The sequence below is a fragment of the Eisenbergiella massiliensis genome, assembly GCF_003435485.1.
The window spans coordinates 144,869-161,011 of sequence record NZ_QVLV01000008.1 but is presented as its reverse complement, the minus strand read 5'-3'; the positions used below and the strand labels follow the sequence as shown (position 1 = coordinate 161,011).

At 50.9% G+C, this 16,143-nt stretch carries 13 protein-coding genes and 1 riboswitch; of the genes, 3 read left to right on the top strand and 10 right to left on the bottom strand.

Annotated features, from left to right (window positions below; translation table 11 throughout):
* Nucleotides 1–112 precede the first annotated feature (112 nt).
* The 5 genes from DXC51_RS13560 to DXC51_RS13540 all read right to left on the bottom strand — a co-directional run bounded on the left by DXC51_RS13560 (nt 113) and on the right by DXC51_RS13540 (nt 5,877).
* Entirely contained in the window at nt 113–2,074 is a 1,962-nt protein-coding gene (locus DXC51_RS13560; protein WP_021634998.1) for a fructose-bisphosphatase class III, read from the bottom strand.
* A 148-nt stretch (nt 2,075–2,222) separates the two neighbouring features.
* The gene (gene dapB, locus DXC51_RS13555; RefSeq protein WP_021634999.1) at nt 2,223–3,008 is read right to left on the bottom strand and encodes a 4-hydroxy-tetrahydrodipicolinate reductase; all 786 of its coding nucleotides are present in this window, start codon (nt 3,006–3,008) and stop codon (nt 2,223–2,225) included.
* Between the two features lie 52 nt (nt 3,009–3,060).
* Nucleotides 3,061–3,948, bottom strand: coding sequence for a 4-hydroxy-tetrahydrodipicolinate synthase (dapA, locus tag DXC51_RS13550; protein ID WP_025491653.1), 888 nt, complete (start codon nt 3,946–3,948; stop codon nt 3,061–3,063).
* Nucleotides 3,949–4,160: 212 nt separating this feature from the next.
* Nucleotides 4,161–4,335, bottom strand: a riboswitch (Lysine riboswitch).
* Nucleotides 4,336–4,574: 239 nt separating this feature from the next.
* Nucleotides 4,575–5,060, bottom strand: coding sequence for a cob(I)yrinic acid a,c-diamide adenosyltransferase (locus DXC51_RS13545; protein ID WP_021635002.1), 486 nt, complete (start codon nt 5,058–5,060; stop codon nt 4,575–4,577).
* 187 nt (nt 5,061–5,247) lie between these two features.
* Entirely contained in the window at nt 5,248–5,877 is a 630-nt protein-coding gene (locus DXC51_RS13540; RefSeq protein ID WP_021635004.1) for a single-stranded DNA-binding protein, read from the bottom strand.
* Nucleotides 5,878–6,291: 414 nt separating this feature from the next.
* On the opposite strand from DXC51_RS13540, the gene typA reads away from it, so the two are divergent.
* The gene (gene typA, locus DXC51_RS13535) at nt 6,292–8,127 is read left to right on the top strand and encodes a translational GTPase TypA (RefSeq protein ID WP_021635005.1); all 1,836 of its coding nucleotides are present in this window, start codon (nt 6,292–6,294) and stop codon (nt 8,125–8,127) included.
* 372 nt (nt 8,128–8,499) lie between these two features.
* Complete coding sequence (locus tag DXC51_RS13530) at nt 8,500–9,072, top strand: TetR/AcrR family transcriptional regulator C-terminal domain-containing protein (RefSeq protein WP_021635007.1); 573 nt, start codon at nt 8,500–8,502, stop codon at nt 9,070–9,072.
* An 18-nt stretch (nt 9,073–9,090) separates the two neighbouring features.
* Here the strand turns inward: DXC51_RS13530 and DXC51_RS13525 are convergent, their stop codons facing one another.
* A complete protein-coding gene (locus tag DXC51_RS13525; RefSeq protein WP_021635008.1) occupies nt 9,091–10,131 on the bottom strand; it encodes a lysylphosphatidylglycerol synthase transmembrane domain-containing protein in 1,041 nt (346 codons plus the stop codon).
* A 6-nt stretch (nt 10,132–10,137) separates the two neighbouring features.
* The gene (locus DXC51_RS13520) at nt 10,138–11,598 is read right to left on the bottom strand and encodes a radical SAM/SPASM domain-containing protein (protein ID WP_081745579.1); all 1,461 of its coding nucleotides are present in this window, start codon (nt 11,596–11,598) and stop codon (nt 10,138–10,140) included.
* A 286-nt stretch (nt 11,599–11,884) separates the two neighbouring features.
* Between DXC51_RS13520 and DXC51_RS13515 the strand changes: the two genes are divergently transcribed.
* The gene (locus DXC51_RS13515) at nt 11,885–12,877 is read left to right on the top strand and encodes a hypothetical protein (protein ID WP_021635010.1); all 993 of its coding nucleotides are present in this window, start codon (nt 11,885–11,887) and stop codon (nt 12,875–12,877) included.
* 89 nt (nt 12,878–12,966) lie between these two features.
* On the opposite strand, the gene DXC51_RS13510 is transcribed toward DXC51_RS13515, so the two are convergent.
* The 3 genes from DXC51_RS13510 to mgtE all read right to left on the bottom strand — a co-directional run bounded on the left by DXC51_RS13510 (nt 12,967) and on the right by mgtE (nt 16,013).
* Nucleotides 12,967–13,782, bottom strand: a complete 816-nt coding sequence (locus DXC51_RS13510) for a hypothetical protein (protein ID WP_035321265.1) — start codon at nt 13,780–13,782, stop codon at nt 12,967–12,969.
* A gap of 89 nt (nt 13,783–13,871) precedes the next feature.
* On the bottom strand, nt 13,872–14,630 hold the full coding sequence (gene xth / locus DXC51_RS13505; protein ID WP_021635012.1) for an exodeoxyribonuclease III: 759 nt from the start codon (nt 14,628–14,630) through the stop codon (nt 13,872–13,874).
* A gap of 42 nt (nt 14,631–14,672) precedes the next feature.
* Nucleotides 14,673–16,013 (bottom strand): magnesium transporter, encoded by a 1,341-nt coding sequence (gene mgtE / locus DXC51_RS13500; RefSeq protein ID WP_021635013.1) that lies wholly within the window; start codon nt 16,011–16,013, stop codon nt 14,673–14,675.
* Nucleotides 16,014–16,143: the final 130 nt, after the last annotated feature.

Below are 16,143 nucleotides of genomic sequence, written 5' to 3'. Positions count from 1 at the left end.
ACCGCAAACCTTTAACCACAAACAGGGCAGGCCCCGCCTGCCCTGTACATATCAGGCCGTCTGTAACATGAAATATCTGTAACTGTGAAAATACCGCACAGTTTTATTTTTATCACACGCCTTTTTCTATAAGCGTACCGTCCCTGTAGGCCGCAAGCAGCTCCTCCAGATAACAGATGCTTTCCTTGAGCTCCGCGCCGATGTCCGTATCCGCAACCCGGATCCGCCTGGGCGCCGTTTCCACAATAATGGAGTCGGAAAAAATATCCGATTCCTTCCGAATGGCCGCCTCCGCCGATTCAAAAGGTTCATGGGCCACCAGCGTCATGCCGTGGGAATTTGCCACCAGCGTATAGCCTGCGATTCCTGTTTTCCCCTGATAGGCCTTGGAAAAGCCGCCGTCGATAATCAGAAGCTTTCCGCCGCATTTAATGGGCGTTTCCCCCTTTTTCAGCTCTACAGGGACATGGCCGTTGATGATGTGGCATTTTTCGTCCAGGCCGAATTCCCGCAGAATCCGGTTAAGCACCTCCTCGTTGTCCATCAGGCGGTAATAGCTGTTCTTTATCTCCACATGGGTGCTCTTATCCTCAACGAAATAGCGTTCGAAGGTGGCCATTTTATCTTTTCCGAAGACCGGGGAATTGGGGCCGGTCCAGATATACCAGATAATATCCTTCCCTTTTTCCCGTTCCTCCTTATCCTGGGAGTAATAGCCCTTTCTGGCATAGTGATCCAGAATATCATACAGCTCCTTTCCGCTGTATTCCTTCCCGTAGACGTTCACCTTCAGGAAATTTCCCTCTTCATCCATGGGCACGCAGCCGTGGTAAAGAAGGTTGGAATTGTATACCTTGTACAGGCTTCCCTTGGAAAAAAGGAAACGTACATGCCGCTGCAGCTTCTCGCAGTGCACAAACGCATGGCGCAGCCTCTCCACCACCTGCTCTTCTTCCTCCGTCAGCCGGTAAGGGTCGGCCGGGTCAATGGTGGGGAAATCCATGTCCTTCATGGCATATTCCGTACCGTTAATGGTTACCGTATTTTTTTCATAATTTATTTTGTCCAGAAGGAGTCTGTCGGCCATGTCGAATTCCGGCCGTTTCTGAATCAGCTGGCCCTCCAGCTTGAACTGGATGATGGCAATGGCTTTGTGCATCTTCATATCCAGCTCCATATCCTTCATGTCGTAATCTTCACCGTATTTGATGGAAAAAACGCTGCAGTCTGAGTCCGCATAGGTATTCATGGCAAAGGTGGCAAGAGGGATCAGGTTGATTCCATAGCCCTCCTCCAGGATATCCAGGTTGCCATACCGGGCGGAAACCCGGATAATATTGGCGATGCAGCTGGTCTGGCCGCTGGCCGCGCCCATCCATACCACGTCATGGTTACCCCACTGGATATCCACCGAATGGTACTGGCTTAAGGTATCCATAATAATGTGAGGCCCCTTGCCCCTGTCAAAAATATCCCCCACAATATGCAGATGGTCTATCACAAGCCGCTGTACGAGATTACACAGGGCAATAATGAATTCCGGCGCCCTGCCGATGCGGATAATCGTATGGATGATTTCGTTATAATACGCTTCCTTATCCTGCACCTCTTCCTTTTCCGTGATCAGTTCCTCAATAACATAGGAAAAATCCTTGGGAAGGGCTTTCCTAACCTTGGAACGGGTATATTTGGAGGCTACGCGCTTGGTCATCTGCACCAGCCTGTGAAGGGTGATTTTAAACCAGTCCTCCAGGTTTTCCTGGCTGTCCTCCTCCTGCATGATCAGCTCCAGCTTCTCCTTTGGATAATAAATCAGTGTCGCCAGGCTGCGCTTATCCCTGCTGCTTAAGGTGTTCCCGAATTCTTCGTCGATTTTACGCTTTACGCTTCCGGAGCCGTTCTTGAGCACATGGTTGAACTGCTCATATTCCCCGTGGATATCCGTCAGAAAATGCTCCGTTCCCTTCGGCAGGCTCAATATGGCCTGCAGGTTAATTATTTCCGTGGCAGCATCCGCAATGGTGGGAAACTGCTTGGACAGACTTTTCAGGTAAGTTAATTCCAAATCCTGCATACTTGCTGTTTACCCCTTTCCGATCTCAGGCGCTTCTGGACTTAACAAAAAAGGGAATCCTCAGATTCCCTTTATTTCCGCGGGCAACGAGCCAAGCAGCCATGCCTGCATGGCTATTTGGCGACTGCCGCGGGAGTCAAAGTCCGCATTACACGCCTTCGATTACATCACTCATATCATACAGTCCCGCAGGCTTGCCCTTCAGGAATTTGGCCGCCTGTACGGCGCCCTTGGCAAATACATTCTTGGAGTATGCCGTATGGGAAAAGGTGATGACCTCATCCTCCCCTGCGAAAATCACGTCATGATCTCCTACTATTGTACCACCGCGCACCGCAGAAAGTCCAATTTCTTTTTTGTCTCTTTTCTGCCTTCTGGTGCTTCTGTCATAAACATAGGTGTATTCATTATTAAATTCTTCATTGATGGAATCCGCCAGCGCCAGCGCGGTGCCGCTGGGGGCATCCACCTTCTGGTTGTGGTGCTTTTCCACAATTTCGATGTCAAAGCCAGCCGGGGCCAGCACGCCAGCCGCTTCCTTCAAAAGCTTCAGCAGCAGGTTGATTCCCAGAGACATATTGGCAGATTTCAAAACCGCCGTCTTACGGGAAAGGGCCTTCACCCGCTCCAGCTGCTCCGGGGAAAGTCCCGTAGTGCACAGCACACTGGGCATCAGCTGTGCTTCACAGTAATCCAGCAGCTTATCCACAGCGGCTGCCGAAGAAAAATCAATGGCCACATCCGCCAGCAGGGAACCGTCCTGCCCGCAGGCCTGCCTGTAATCCTCCAGGCTTTTATAAACCGGATAAGCGTTGGAAATGTGGTCGGATACGTCCACTCCCGCTATTATTTCCATATCGGCTTCCGCTTCCACCAGACGGGTAATCACCTGTCCCATGTGGCCGTTGCAGCCGTGCATCAGTATTTTTACCATATCATTACCATCCGCGCCGGGGCGCGCGCCTTTCTTCCAAACGAAATACGGATTACAGGATGCCGAAATCCTTCATGGCCTTCTCCAGCTTCACCGCATTTTCCTCTTCCATTTCCGTCAGCGGCCTTCTTAAGGGACCTGCCTCCAGTCCCATCAGGTTCATGGCCTTCTTAACAGGGATCGGGTTCACCTCGCAGAATAATGCCTTGCAGAGCGGAATTGCCTTCAGCTGGATTTCCCGGCTGCCCGCCACGTCTCCTGCAAAAAATCTGGCGCACATATCATGGGTCTGTCTGGGCGCCACGTTGGAAAGAACGGAAATCACGCCTTTTCCGCCAAGGGAAAGCAGCGGCACTACCTGATCGTCATTGCCGGAGTAAAGATCCACATCCTCCCCCGTCATGCTCATCAGCTGGGCCACCTGGCTGATATTGCCGGTTGCGTCCTTTACGCCGACAATATTGGGAACCTCCCTGCACAGCCTTACCACCGTTTCCGGAAGGATATTGACGCCGCCGGTTCTTCCCGGGATATTATAAAGAATCATGGGAACATGGATGGCCTCCGCCACGATTTTAAAATGCTCATAAAGCCCCTTCTGGGTAGCCTTGTTATAATAGGGAGTTACCACCAGAACACCGTCAACTCCGGCTTTTTCCGCTTCCTGGGAAAGATAGACCGCTGTCTGTGTACAGTTGGATCCTGTTCCTGCAATAACCGGGATTCTTCCGGCCGTCTGCTCCACACAGAAACGGATTACCTCCAGATGCTCCTCATGGGTCAGCGTGGAAGCCTCGCCTGTAGTCCCGCATACAATGATGGCATCCGTGCCGCCCGCAATCTGGGCCTCGATATGCTCAGCGAACTTCTCGTAATTGACACTTCCGTCCTCATGAAAAGGGGTGATAATCGCTACGCCTGCTCCTGTAAAAATTGCCATATGCTCCTCCTTGTTTACGCACTGTACTGCGTTTCTTATGTGGCGGCGCCTTCCGGCCCGCCTGATGAAAGTTACCATGAATATAATGCTGCCGGATACGGCAGAAACGGTAACTGACACACAGCTGCAGATTTGTGCAGCCGGCAGCAACAAAAATTCTCCGGCCATCCTGCTTATGTAAAAATCCAGAGGCGGCCGGAGATAAATTTCCTTTTTATGATAGCGCCCCATCTGTTATAGATGACAGTCATATGGTTGTTCACCCTATGCCCAAGATTCCGGCCGCAGGAGCCTTTCTCTTTCGGCGTTCTCCCCTTTCCCTCTTCCTCAACTGTGCCTGTCACATCGGAAAAGCTACTCTTGAATCACGCAACCTCTATCTGGAAATAATCATAGCACGCGCACAGGTTCCTGTCAACGCGCAGATGTGATGATTATGTGTGTTCCTTTCTCCAAAAAAAACGGAGAAGCATGCCCCGCACGCTTCTCCGGCCGCCGCAGGGAAAGTCCCCGCGGAACCAATCTTTGATTTTTTTATCCGGCCCCGCTGCCGCCGCTTCCTTGTTATAACGCAGGCATCCCTGCAACGCGGTCTTCCGCAGAGGCATACAGCCGCTGCCGATCCGTCACTTGATTGTGCGTATCTCGGAAACATAGTCTGCCAGGGCGGATACATCCTTATCCAGGGAAATCCCGGTCATGATAATATCCGTCTCACCATCCCTGGATTCAAGGACATTTTTCAAATCCTCCACGGTAATGATTTTATTATCAATCAGGCCCAGCACCTCATCCAGGATCAGCATATCGCATTCTCCGGTATTGAGCACCTTTTTGGCATAATTCAGGCCGTTTCTGATATTCCTGGCCTCTTCCTCCTGCTTTTCCTTGGGAAGAGTTACAAAATCTTCATCGGATTTTTCGAAACGGAACAGCTTGATCTCCGGCTCCAGCCTGCGCTGATAATCATTCTCCGTCAGGCCCTTGCCCTTCAGGAACTGGATAATCACTACCTGCGCGCCCTTGGCCGCCGCTATCAACCCACAGCCTATGGCTGCCGGCGACTTGCCGTGTCCTGTTCCCCCATAAATATATACTTTTCCTTCTGCCATATGTACGCCCCTCTACGGTATTTACGCGGCCGCAGCCGCCGTCTTCTTCCGTTCGCCCGCCCTCCGGCAGCGACAGCCAAACAGGCCTGCCCGGCGGACTGTCTCATTTTTCCATTTTTTATCATACCATATGCATCAGGCCGATGCAACTTTTATTGCAGCCGTACAGTTTATTCATAATTTTCCATTATTCTTCAACCAGCTCCAGCTTGCTGACGGACACCTCATAGGCAATCCTTTTTTCCAGCTGGTCCTCGCCGATTTTTTTCATATATTCACGGCTCTGGATTCTGCCCCAGATTTCGCAGCGCTCTCCCACGTTGAAGCCGCCGGCGAAACGGGCGTTGCGTCCCCAGCAGATACAGGGGATATAATCGGATTTTCCGTACGGCCGGTTTACGGCCAGGAGCACGTCGGCAATTTCCCGTCCCAGAGGAGTCTTTCTGTAAACCGGTTCCTTGCAGATATAGCCGTCCAGATAAATCTGATTGGTTTTGGAGCTTTCCTCCAGTTCCTCCACAAATTCAATCTCTCTTGCGAATACGGACAAAATCAGTCGGTTCTTTCTCTCTTCGTGGCGGTTATAGGAACGGAACTGCCCGGACACACACACATAGGCCCCTTTATAATCCTCTTCCACATCGAGAAGCCTTTCGGAAACCATCAGGGGGATGATGTCATAAGAATCGCTGAGTCTTGCAACCTCAACGTCCACCATATAGAAGCCCTCTCCGAAAATCTCGTGGCTGAATTCAAAGTCGCTCACGATTTTCCCCATAATGATTACCTGGTTGTTTTCAATTACCTTATCTGTCATTTTTTGTTCTCCCTTCTTGGGCCCCGGTTTGACCGGAACCGCATGTAAGAATTTTTTCCTGTCATGTATTACTATTTTATGGCACGAAAGCCCATCCTAGAACCGCCATGGGTCGCCCCGATTTCCGTAAAATCGACAGATATCGGGGGTTTTTGCAGGTTTGGTGTTGCAAGTTGATTTTATCGGTGCTATACTATTTTAGTTTGAAGCATTTTGCATAATAATAAGGTAGTTCCTCATGTCGGAATTCTTCCCCGGATTCTGACGGAACGGCATTGTGCCGGTCTTTGGGCGCAGCTCTTCGGCTTCCATAACGCCGACGCGTCAGAATCCGGGGAAAAATTCAGGTATGCGTACTGCCTTTTATGCAGATAATGAACTGTAATCATGTTATGTCCAAGGAAGGAATTTTGTATGAATCAGAAAAGAGAAGACGTGAGGAATGTTGCGATCATCGCCCACGTTGATCATGGTAAAACGACACTTGTAGACGAGCTGCTCAAGCAGAGCGGCGTATTCAGGGAAAATCAGGACGTGGCCGACAGGGTCATGGATTCCAATGATATTGAGCGCGAAAGAGGTATCACGATTCTTTCCAAAAATACCGCTGTTATGTATAAGGGAACCAAGATTAATATCATAGATACTCCCGGGCATGCCGATTTCGGCGGCGAGGTGGAGCGTGTGCTGAAGATGGTAAACGGTGTTATCCTGGTGGTTGATGCCTTCGAGGGGCCGATGCCCCAGACAAAGTTCGTTCTCCGCAAGGCGCTGGAGCTGCAGCTGCCTGTTATTGTATGCGTAAATAAGATCGACCGTCCGGAAGCCAGGCCGATAGCTGTTGTAGATGAGGTCCTTGAGCTTTTCATGGATCTGGATGCCAATGACGAACAGCTGGACTGTCCTTTTGTATTCGCTTCCGCCAAGACAGGAAGCGCCACGCTGAACCTGACCGTAAAAAACAAAGACATGAAGCCGCTGTTTGACACCATTGTGGATTATATTCCCGCGCCGGAGGGCGATCCCGAAGCAGGAACGCAGCTGCTTATCAGCACCATTGATTATAACGAATATGTGGGCCGCATCGGCGTGGGCAAGGTGGACAACGGCACCATTTCCGAAGGCCAGGAGGTGGTTATTGTCAACCATCACGAACCTGAAAAGCAGAAGCGTGTGAAGGTGAGCAAGCTCTATGAATTCGACGGACTGAGCAAGATCCCTGTAAAAACTGCTTCCATCGGATCCATTGTGGCGATTTCCGGTATCACGGATATCCATATCGGGGATACCCTGTGCTCTCCCGAGAACCCGCAGCCGATCCCTTTCCAGAAAATTTCCGAACCTACCATTGCCATGCATTTTATTGTAAATGACTCTCCCTTCGCCGGCCAGGAAGGGAAATTCGTTACCAGCCGCCACATAAGGGACAGGCTGTTCCGCGAATTGAACACGGACGTTTCCCTGCATGTGGAGGAAACCGACACTACGGAAAGCTTCAAGGTTTCCGGCCGCGGCGAGTTGCATCTTTCCGTCCTGATCGAGAATATGCGCCGCGAAGGCTATGAATTTGCAGTGAGCAAGGCGGAAGTACTCTACAAGACAGACGAACACGGCAAGAAGCTGGAGCCTATGGAAATCGCTTACATCGACGTTCCCGAAGCTTTCTCCGGAAGCGTTATCGAAAAGCTGAGCCAGAGAAAGGGCGAGCTTATCAACATGGGCGCGGCCAACGGCGGCTATACCCGTCTGGAATTCAACATCCCCTCCAGAGGGCTGATCGGCTACCGCGGTGAGTTCATGACGGATACCAAGGGCAACGGCATCATGAATACCGCTTTCGCAGGCTACGGCCCCTATAAGGGAGAAATCCAGTACAGAAAACAGGGCTCCCTGATCGCCTTTGAAACAGGCGAATCCATCACCTATGGCCTTTTCAATGCCCAGGAACGCGGAACGCTTTTCATCGGACCCGGCGAAAAGGTATACGCAGGCATGGTCATCGGCCAGAACGGCAGAGGCGAGGACATCGAGGTCAATGTGTGCAAGAAAAAACAGCTCACCAACACCCGTTCCTCCAGCGCGGACGAAGCGCTGCGCCTCACCCCGCCCAAAATCCTCAGCCTGGAACAGGCCCTGGACTTCATCGAGACGGACGAGCTGCTTGAGGTAACCCCCAAGAACCTGCGCATCCGCAAGAAAATCCTGGACCCCACCAAAAGAAAAAGAGCAAACATGAACAGGAATTCATAACAGTAAGAATCCTGAGCACCCATAAATATCCAAGAAGCCAGTTTAACGCAACTGCCCGGCAGATATCCCTACCTGCCGGGCAGTTTTCTATTACTTTAAATTTATCCACACACATCAGGACAATGCCGGCACGGAACACGAAGGCCCCCAAAATTTCCCGGCTTTGCTTGCCCCATGGAGAAATTTTGCTTATAATGAATAGGTACGGTGTAACTGTTCAGCAGGTCAGTGCATTTACTGTGCTGACCGTAAGAAAGTGATTCAGGAGTGCTAAAATCCATCGCCAAAGGCGATTTAGGATGGATTTTAGCAGTAACTGTGAGGGGTACTGAACAGTTATGGTAATAAAATGTCCCGCGTCAGGAGAGAAGAATGGCTGATTCCAATATCACAAAAAATGCGCTTGCATCATCCCTGAAATTGCTGATGACGCAGAAGCCCTTCAGCAAAATCAATGTAAATGACATATGTGAAGGCTGCGGCATGAACCGCAAAAGCTTTTACTATCATTTTAAGGATAAATACGATCTGGTGAACTGGATCTTTTATACAGAATTTGTTTCCAGCATCCATTTGGAGCAATATGACAACGGCTGGCTGCTGCTGGAGGATATCTGCCGCTATTTTTACAGTGAAAAGGAGTTTTACCGCTGCGCCTTTGCCATTAAGGGCCAGAACTCCTTCCAGGATTATTTTTTTGAAGTGATAAAGCCCCTGATTCCGCTGTTTCTTTCAGACAGTATCGTAAACGGCGAGGATCAGAAGTTCTTCCTTGATTTTCTCTGCGACGGTTTTGTATCTGCCCTCGTCCGCTGGCTTTCCGTAGAAAATGAAACCACCGCTGAGGAATTTGTTGGACATCTGAAAAAAATTCTGCTCATCTTCGCCCGGGAAGTTTTTCAGGAGCTGGGGGACGATGCCTCCGCCATAGATACCGAAAATTAACAATAAAAGGGCTGGCTGTCACTTCTGACTGCCGGCCCTTTCATTGTTATTACGGATGCGGTCCATCCTTCTTTTTTTATTCCACCGGTAATGCCGCCATGCCAGCGCGGCGCCGGGGATGCAGGGAAACAGGAAGGTGGCGAAGCGGTACACAAGAGAGGCGGAAACCGCGCTCACGCCGCTTACATAGGTGCCAAAAAACAGAGAAAACACATACTCTACAGCGCCGATTCCGGAAGGGCACGGTATCACAGCCGCCAGCGTCTGTATCAGGGCGGTAAGCAGCATGGTATCCGGAAGGCTTAAGGAGGTTGTCCCGGCAAACAGGAGCCAGGGAACCATATACCAGCAGCTGAGCTTCACCGCATCCAGCAGGCAGATAATTAAAAGAGCTTTTTTATCATGCAGCAAAACGCCTCCCTCCTGCTGGCAAAGCTCCGCCTGCTTTCGAAAGGTATGCGCCTTCTGCTCCGCTTTGCTTCCCGGCTTCAGTTTTTTATCCAGCAACCGGAAAATACGGGCGGTGATTTTCTTTCCTGCGACCGCCGTAATGAGAACCGCGGTTATCAGGGCCGTCAGGATGCATCCCAGAACCATCTGCAGCCGGTAGCTTCGTACCACGGCGTCCCCCTGGATGCATAGGATAATAAAGCCGGTGATTCCATAGAGCGCCACTGCGACCTTGTGCAGAATATACTGCACAAGGCTCATCCCGGTGGCTGTGCCCGCTTCAATTCCTCTGGTATTCAGATAGTAGATTTCCGCCACGCCGGAACCGCTCCCCAATGTGGCCACCCGGTAAAAAGCGCAGTAAAGGGCGCAGGAAATCCCTTCCCTGCAGGTAAATTCCGGCCGGTACCGTTTTGTCATATAATGGATAACCGCGCCCTCCGCCAGAAAATAGCCTGCGGAAAGCAGGCATGCCGCGCCGATAACCATCGGCGGCGTTTTTCCTACCTCCCGCAGTATTTCAGGCAGTGACTGCCTGTTCGCCAGACAAACCAGTATGACGAGTGTCAGCACAAGCAGCCATTTCCAGTATTTTTTCAGGGTTTCCAAAGCCTGTCATCCTTTCGCCTGATGGTGCATCCCTGTATGGGCGCTCTCCGTCCGTTGCTTTTCCGCTTTTCTTTCCGCCTTTTTCTCTTCTTTTTCCTGCTTCTTTTCCATTTCCGCTGACCAAAGCTCCTCCGCCACCGGCTGCCATTCCTTTGCATAGGCCTCGCATTTTCCGCACAGATGGGCAGCGCTTTCCGGGCATTGCAAATCTGTGGATTTCGCGCCGGTCCTTGCTATCATTTCCTGTAGCTTTTCCGGATTTTCCAGCATCGGGCAGGGACGAAGCAGGTTATCGTTAAAGGGCTGTCCCTCTCTGTAAGCCATAAACAACGGCTGCTTTAAGGCATCCAGCAGGGATACCTCCCTGATATTCGCGCCTGAATAATGGATGAAAACGCAAGGCTCCACATCGCCGTTGGGATTGATATGGCAGTAATTCCTGCCGCCGGCAATACAGCCGCCCACAAACTGCCCGTCATTCTGGAAGTCAAAGGCAAACAGCTGCTTTCCACCCTCCATGGCACGGATCTCACGAACCCTGTGGAACATATAAGTACGCTGTTCCATCGTAGGCATCAGCTCCGGCGCCGCATCGTTGCCGACGGGCATATAATGGAAATACCAGGCATAACGGCAGCCCTTTTCAATAATCATATCCAGGAATTCGTCGCTTGTCACCGCCTCCACATTATTTCTGGTATAGCAGATGGAGGTGCCGAAAATCAGGCCGTGCGCTTTCAGACGGTCCATGGCTTCCATAACCCTGTCAAAGCAGCCGTCCCCTCTTCTGCCGTCGTTGGCGTTTTCAAAGCCCTCCAGGCTGATGGAAAGGGACAGATTCCCCACTCTCCTCATCTCCTCGCAGAAGGCGTCATCCACCAGCGTACCGTTGGTAAATGCATGAAATTCACAGTCATTATGCTTCTCGCACAGTTTTATGATATCATCCTTGCGCACCAAAGGCTCGCCGCCGGTGTACATATACAGATAGACGCCCAGCTCCTTGCCCTGGGTAATGATGCTGTCCAGCTCATCATAGCTTAAATTCAGCCTGTTCCCGTATTCCGCCGCCCAGCAGCCGGTGCAATGCAGGTTACAGGCGCTGGTGGGATCCACAAGAAGCAGCCAGGGGATGTTGCAGTTATGTATTTTTCTCATCTGGTTAATTCTCTTGGTTCCATAGAAAAAGGCTTCAAAGCCAAGGTTCAATGCCGTCATTTTAACAACATGGGGATCAATCTCGTTCAGGATGCGGTCCGCATACTGCATCCACTTTCCTTCCGGATCCCTGACCAGCTCCCGCGCCCTGTCATAGTCCTCTTTTTCGAATTTATCTCCGCCCATGAAATTCTCGGCCAAATCAATCAGCTGTAAAAAGCTCTTTTCCCTGTCCTTTTTAACATGTTTTAAAGCGCCGTCAATGGCGATACTGAATGCCTTCCGTTCTGCTGCATGTGCTAATTCCATAATAAAATCCTCCATTCTGCGGCTTAGTCCAACGTATCTTTCGCAGGCTGCCGACTAATTAATTTTATTTTATCCGCAGGTCTTTTGCCTGTCATTGGACACTTAATTCCCTGTGTCCTTATTTGGGACAAATAAAAAAATTGTCCAATTTTTGGACAACCTGCCAAAAACGTCCCTTTTCATGACAAAGACGTACAAGTATGATACAATTAGTCGGGAGAAGCTATTCTGCCGAAAAAACGATTAGGAAGTGATACCACTGAAACCGGAAAAAATTACGCGATTTATGATAGAGGCTGCCGTAGACCGGGGAATCCGGGAAATGCAGGAGGATCCCAAGCGCAGCGTACGCAAGCTTGCCGATCTGGGAAGGCAGTTCTCCAGAGGACGGTTCCAGAAGAATTTTTTTGACCTGTCCCAGACCCTGCTTCAGGATGACAACAGCCCCTACTATACCATCCTCTCCCGTCTCACCCGGGAGACCAACCATGAAACTTTAAAAAAATTTGGGGTAAATATCGGTTATACCAGCTGGACCTACGGCGCCAGCCTGATCCGTTCCTATGAAAAGGAGCACGGCTATGACGTTCCATGGACGGTTTTCATGCATTATCTCCCGGACGGCCCACTCGGTCTGAAACAGATCGGGGGACTGATAGAGGAGGGGCGTTCTATCGGCATCTATACCTATTTTATTTATCTGGAGGAAATGCCGGAAGACTGGACGGAACTGACGGAACTGTTCCATAGCTTTGACAACAGCGCCTTCCTGCTGTTTCTGCCCGACAGGGAACTGGAGGACGGGGATGCAGATTTGCTTTCAGGATGCCGCAATCTGCTGGTTTCCGCGGAAATCGCCTCCTGTTACCGTGAAAATATCCGCCTGTTAAAGCAGCGCGGCTGTATCGTAGCCAACCATTACTATTATTACAGCAGCGATCCGGAGGAAATTACCCGGCAGGTGAAGGACTGTGATTCGCCGCTTCTCCTATTTATCGCCAGAGACGATTGCATGCCGGAGGATCGCAGACGGGTGGCGGATGCGGTTTACGACATACGCTATCATCCCGAATTCCCTGTTTTTCCCGTGGAGCTGCACTCGGATTTCATACGGGTGGATCAGATCATCTCCGGCCGGACCTGCTTGCTTGAGGTGGAGGCAAACGGAAAGGTTTCCCTGCCGGACGGAAGTTTTCTTTCCGCACTGGATCCGGATATGACGCTTGCAGGCCTTCTCAGGAAAATCTCCGGACAGCCCATCTGCGGAGAATATGCCTGAACAGCGGCTGAAAACAGCCCCGCCCCAGGGTATCCTGGGGCGGGGCTTATTTTATATGCGTAACTGTGTTAACCAGCTACCTTTATCCTTTAATTAATTCCGGTAATGGCAAATCCGCTGTCCCGTCCTTCATCCTTCTGGAAAATAATGTTAGGGCGGCCTTCCTCAGCTCCCAGCACATATTTTCCGCCGGAAAGCTCCTTTACTTCGAAAAGATTGGTGGAAAGCACGGCCTTCACCCGTTCGTCCGACAATACCTCCGATACAGGAAGCTTCAGAAGATCTCCTCCGTTTTCAATCGTCTGATCCTCATCTCCCAGATTCACATAAAGAGGATATCCGGCCAGAGAGGAAAGGGAATTGATATCCCTGTATTTACAGGCAAACAGGATATCCGCTGCAAAAGCCAGCGCTTCCCGATCCGCCGCAGGCTTCACGGCACAGTCCGTTATACTGGAAGCAACGCCGTCCTCGCAGGTGACCGTCACCGCCTGCCCAAGAAGGATGCCGTCACTGGTTTCCACCACATCTTCAGTTTCAGGAAGGCTTACTGCATACATCATCCCTTCCGCCGTATCAATAACCAGGCTGTTCATGGCCGCATCCACAACAATTCCGTCATAGGTTCCGGATACTGCCATGGGGATTTCCTCCGATGCCATGTCAAAGGTCCCGCTTTCCTCTGTGCTTCCTGTCTCTTGTGTACTTCCTGTTTCCTCAGTGCCTTCCTGCGCGGATCCTGTCTGCGTCGCTTGGGCGCCCGCCGTTTCCGCCACTTCCTCCGCAGGCTGCGTCACAGTCTCCGTCTTTTTCCCGCAGGCCGTAAAAACAAGGCCGGATATCATGAGCGCCGCAAGCAGAAATGCACCTGCCGCCTTTCTCTTTGCCAAACTTATTTTTTTCATATATACTCCCATCCGCACGTCATGCGTGCTTTTAAAACAGAGGCCGGCAGCTGTCCCTTATTCCGTTCCCTTACAGTTACCGGGACCGCTCATTCCTCTTTCAGGAACAGCCCCACCGGGCAATGGTCGGAACCCATTACGTCCTTATAGATCACCGCATCCTCCAGCCTTTCCTTTAACTGAGAGGATACCAGGAAATAGTCAATGCGCCATCCGGCGTTCTTCTCTCTCGCATGGAAACGGTAGGACCACCAGGAATAGGCACCTTCAGCCTCCGGGTAAAAATACCGGAAGGTATCAATAAAGCCGTTTTCCAGCAGCACGGAAAACTTCTCCCTCTCCTCGTCCGAAAAGCCCGCGTTTTTCCTGTTGGTCTTCGGGTTCTTCAGATCGATTTCCTTATGGGCCACATTCAAATCCCCGCAGAATATCACCGGTTTGGTTTCTTCCAGCTTCTTCAGATATTTCAGGAATTCTTCTTCCCAGGTCATACGGTAGGGCAGCCTTGCCAGCTCTTCCTGGGAATTGGGCGTATACACGGTAACCATATAAAAATCAGGGAATTCCAGGGTAATCACCCTGCCCTCCTGATCATGCTCCTCTATCCCGATTCCATAGGAAACGGAAAGCGGCTCTTTTTTTGTGAAAACAGCTGTCCCGGAATAGCCCTTCTTTACCGCATAATTCCAGTACTGATGATAGCCCGGCAGCTCCAGGGAGATCTGTCCTTCCTGCAGCTTGCTCTCCTGGATACAGAAAATATCCGCGTCCGCTTCCTCAAAAAATTCCATAAAGCCCTTGCCCATACAGGCTCTCAGGCCATTTACATTCCATGATATCAGCTTCATATTATTCTCCTCGGCTTCCTGATTCCGTTTCCGGCAGGCGCACTAAAAATGCAGCAGCCTGGTCGCAATCTGGAAATAAATGATCAATGACAGCGCATCCACAATTGTTGTAATAAAAGGGCTTGCCATAACGGCCGGGTCAAAGCCCACCTTTTTGGCAAACATGGGAAGCGTACAGCCCACAATCTTTGCTACAAATACAGCTACGATGAGGGTCAGGCAGATAACAAGGGCGACCATGACTCCCACCCTGTCAAAAAGCATCAGCTTTACAAAATTGGCCGCCGACAGAGTCGCGCCGCACAGCAGGGACACCCTGGCTTCCTTCCAGATAACCCCGGGCAGATCCGCAAACTGTATTTCATCCAGGGAAATACCACGGATGATGGATACGCTTGCCTGGCTTCCTGCATTTCCGCCCGTATCCATCAGCATGGGGATAAAGGTGGAAAGCACCATACAGGCGCTGAGCGCCGTTTCATAGCTGGCGATGATCCGCCCGGTAAAGGTGGCGGACACCATCAGCAGAAGCAGCCAGGGAATCCTTTTTTTCCAGGTTTCCAGCACGCCTGTCTTCATATATGGTTTGTCACTGGGCACGATAGCCGCCATCTTCTCAATATCCTCTGTCGCTTCTTCCTGGAGGATATCCACGATATCGTCTACCGTAATAATGCCCACCAGCCTGTTTTCATTATCCACGACAGGCATGGCCGTAAAATCGTATTTCTGGAACTGTCTGGCAACCTCCTCCTGGTCCATCAGGGTATTGATGGAGATTACGTTTTCATGCATGATATCCGCAATGATTTCATCCGGCTGGCTCAGCAGCAGGTAGCGCAGGGCCACCGTTCCCACCAGCTTTCTTCTGCTGTCCAGCACATAGCAGATATTTATAGTCTCACTGTCCACGCCGATTTTCCGGATCCTGGCTATGGCTTCGTCCACAGTCAGATTTTCCTTGAGATCCACATATTCCACCGTCATTATGCTTCCGGCGGAATCCTCAGGATATCGGAGAAGGTGATTGATATCCCTCCGTGTCTCCGGGCTGGCGTTTGCCAGGATTTTCTTTACTACATTGGCCGGCATCTCTTCCATAAGATCGGCCGCATCATCCGCCATCAGGTTATCCACGATTCCCGCGGCATCCCTTTCTGACAGGGAGGTGATGATAAACTGCTGATTGTCCACATCCATATAGGAAAAGACGTCAGCCGCCAGATCCTTGGGCAGAATACGGAAAACCTTCAGCATATCCTGCTCTTCCAGCTCCTCCAGCAGGACTGCGATATCAGCGTCGTTCAGCTCTGCCAGCATCTGGCGGAGCCTTGTATACTGCTTGCTGTCAAGCAGCTCCCTTACTTCCTTGCTTTCTTCCATGACAATCTCCTTCCGGCGGTGTCATGACAGCTTTCAGGCATGGCTTCATCCCCGGCGGGGTGCATCCGGCAGCATCCCCGGAAAGCATCACATCCGCCTTACACGTTATTTTGTTTTGCTTCCAACTTCG

Coding starts and splice junctions, on each gene's coding strand:
- DXC51_RS13560 (WP_021634998.1), bottom strand. CDS start 2,074: ATGCAGGATTTGGAATTAACTTACCTGAAAAGTCTGTCCAAGCAGTTT.
- dapB (WP_021634999.1), bottom strand. CDS start 3,008: ATGGTAAAAATACTGATGCACGGCTGCAACGGCCACATGGGACAGGTG.
- dapA (WP_025491653.1), bottom strand. CDS start 3,948: ATGGCAATTTTTACAGGAGCAGGCGTAGCGATTATCACCCCTTTTCAT.
- DXC51_RS13545 (WP_021635002.1), bottom strand. CDS start 5,060: ATGGCAGAAGGAAAAGTATATATTTATGGGGGAACAGGACACGGCAAG.
- DXC51_RS13540 (WP_021635004.1), bottom strand. CDS start 5,877: ATGACAGATAAGGTAATTGAAAACAACCAGGTAATCATTATGGGGAAA.
- typA (WP_021635005.1), top strand. CDS start 6,292: ATGAATCAGAAAAGAGAAGACGTGAGGAATGTTGCGATCATCGCCCAC.
- DXC51_RS13530 (WP_021635007.1), top strand. CDS start 8,500: ATGGCTGATTCCAATATCACAAAAAATGCGCTTGCATCATCCCTGAAA.
- DXC51_RS13520 (WP_081745579.1), bottom strand. CDS start 11,598: ATGGAATTAGCACATGCAGCAGAACGGAAGGCATTCAGTATCGCCATT.
- DXC51_RS13515 (WP_021635010.1), top strand. CDS start 11,885: ATGATAGAGGCTGCCGTAGACCGGGGAATCCGGGAAATGCAGGAGGAT.
- DXC51_RS13510 (WP_035321265.1), bottom strand. CDS start 13,782: ATGAAAAAAATAAGTTTGGCAAAGAGAAAGGCGGCAGGTGCATTTCTG.
- xth (WP_021635012.1), bottom strand. CDS start 14,630: ATGAAGCTGATATCATGGAATGTAAATGGCCTGAGAGCCTGTATGGGC.
- mgtE (WP_021635013.1), bottom strand. CDS start 16,013: ATGGAAGAAAGCAAGGAAGTAAGGGAGCTGCTTGACAGCAAGCAGTAT.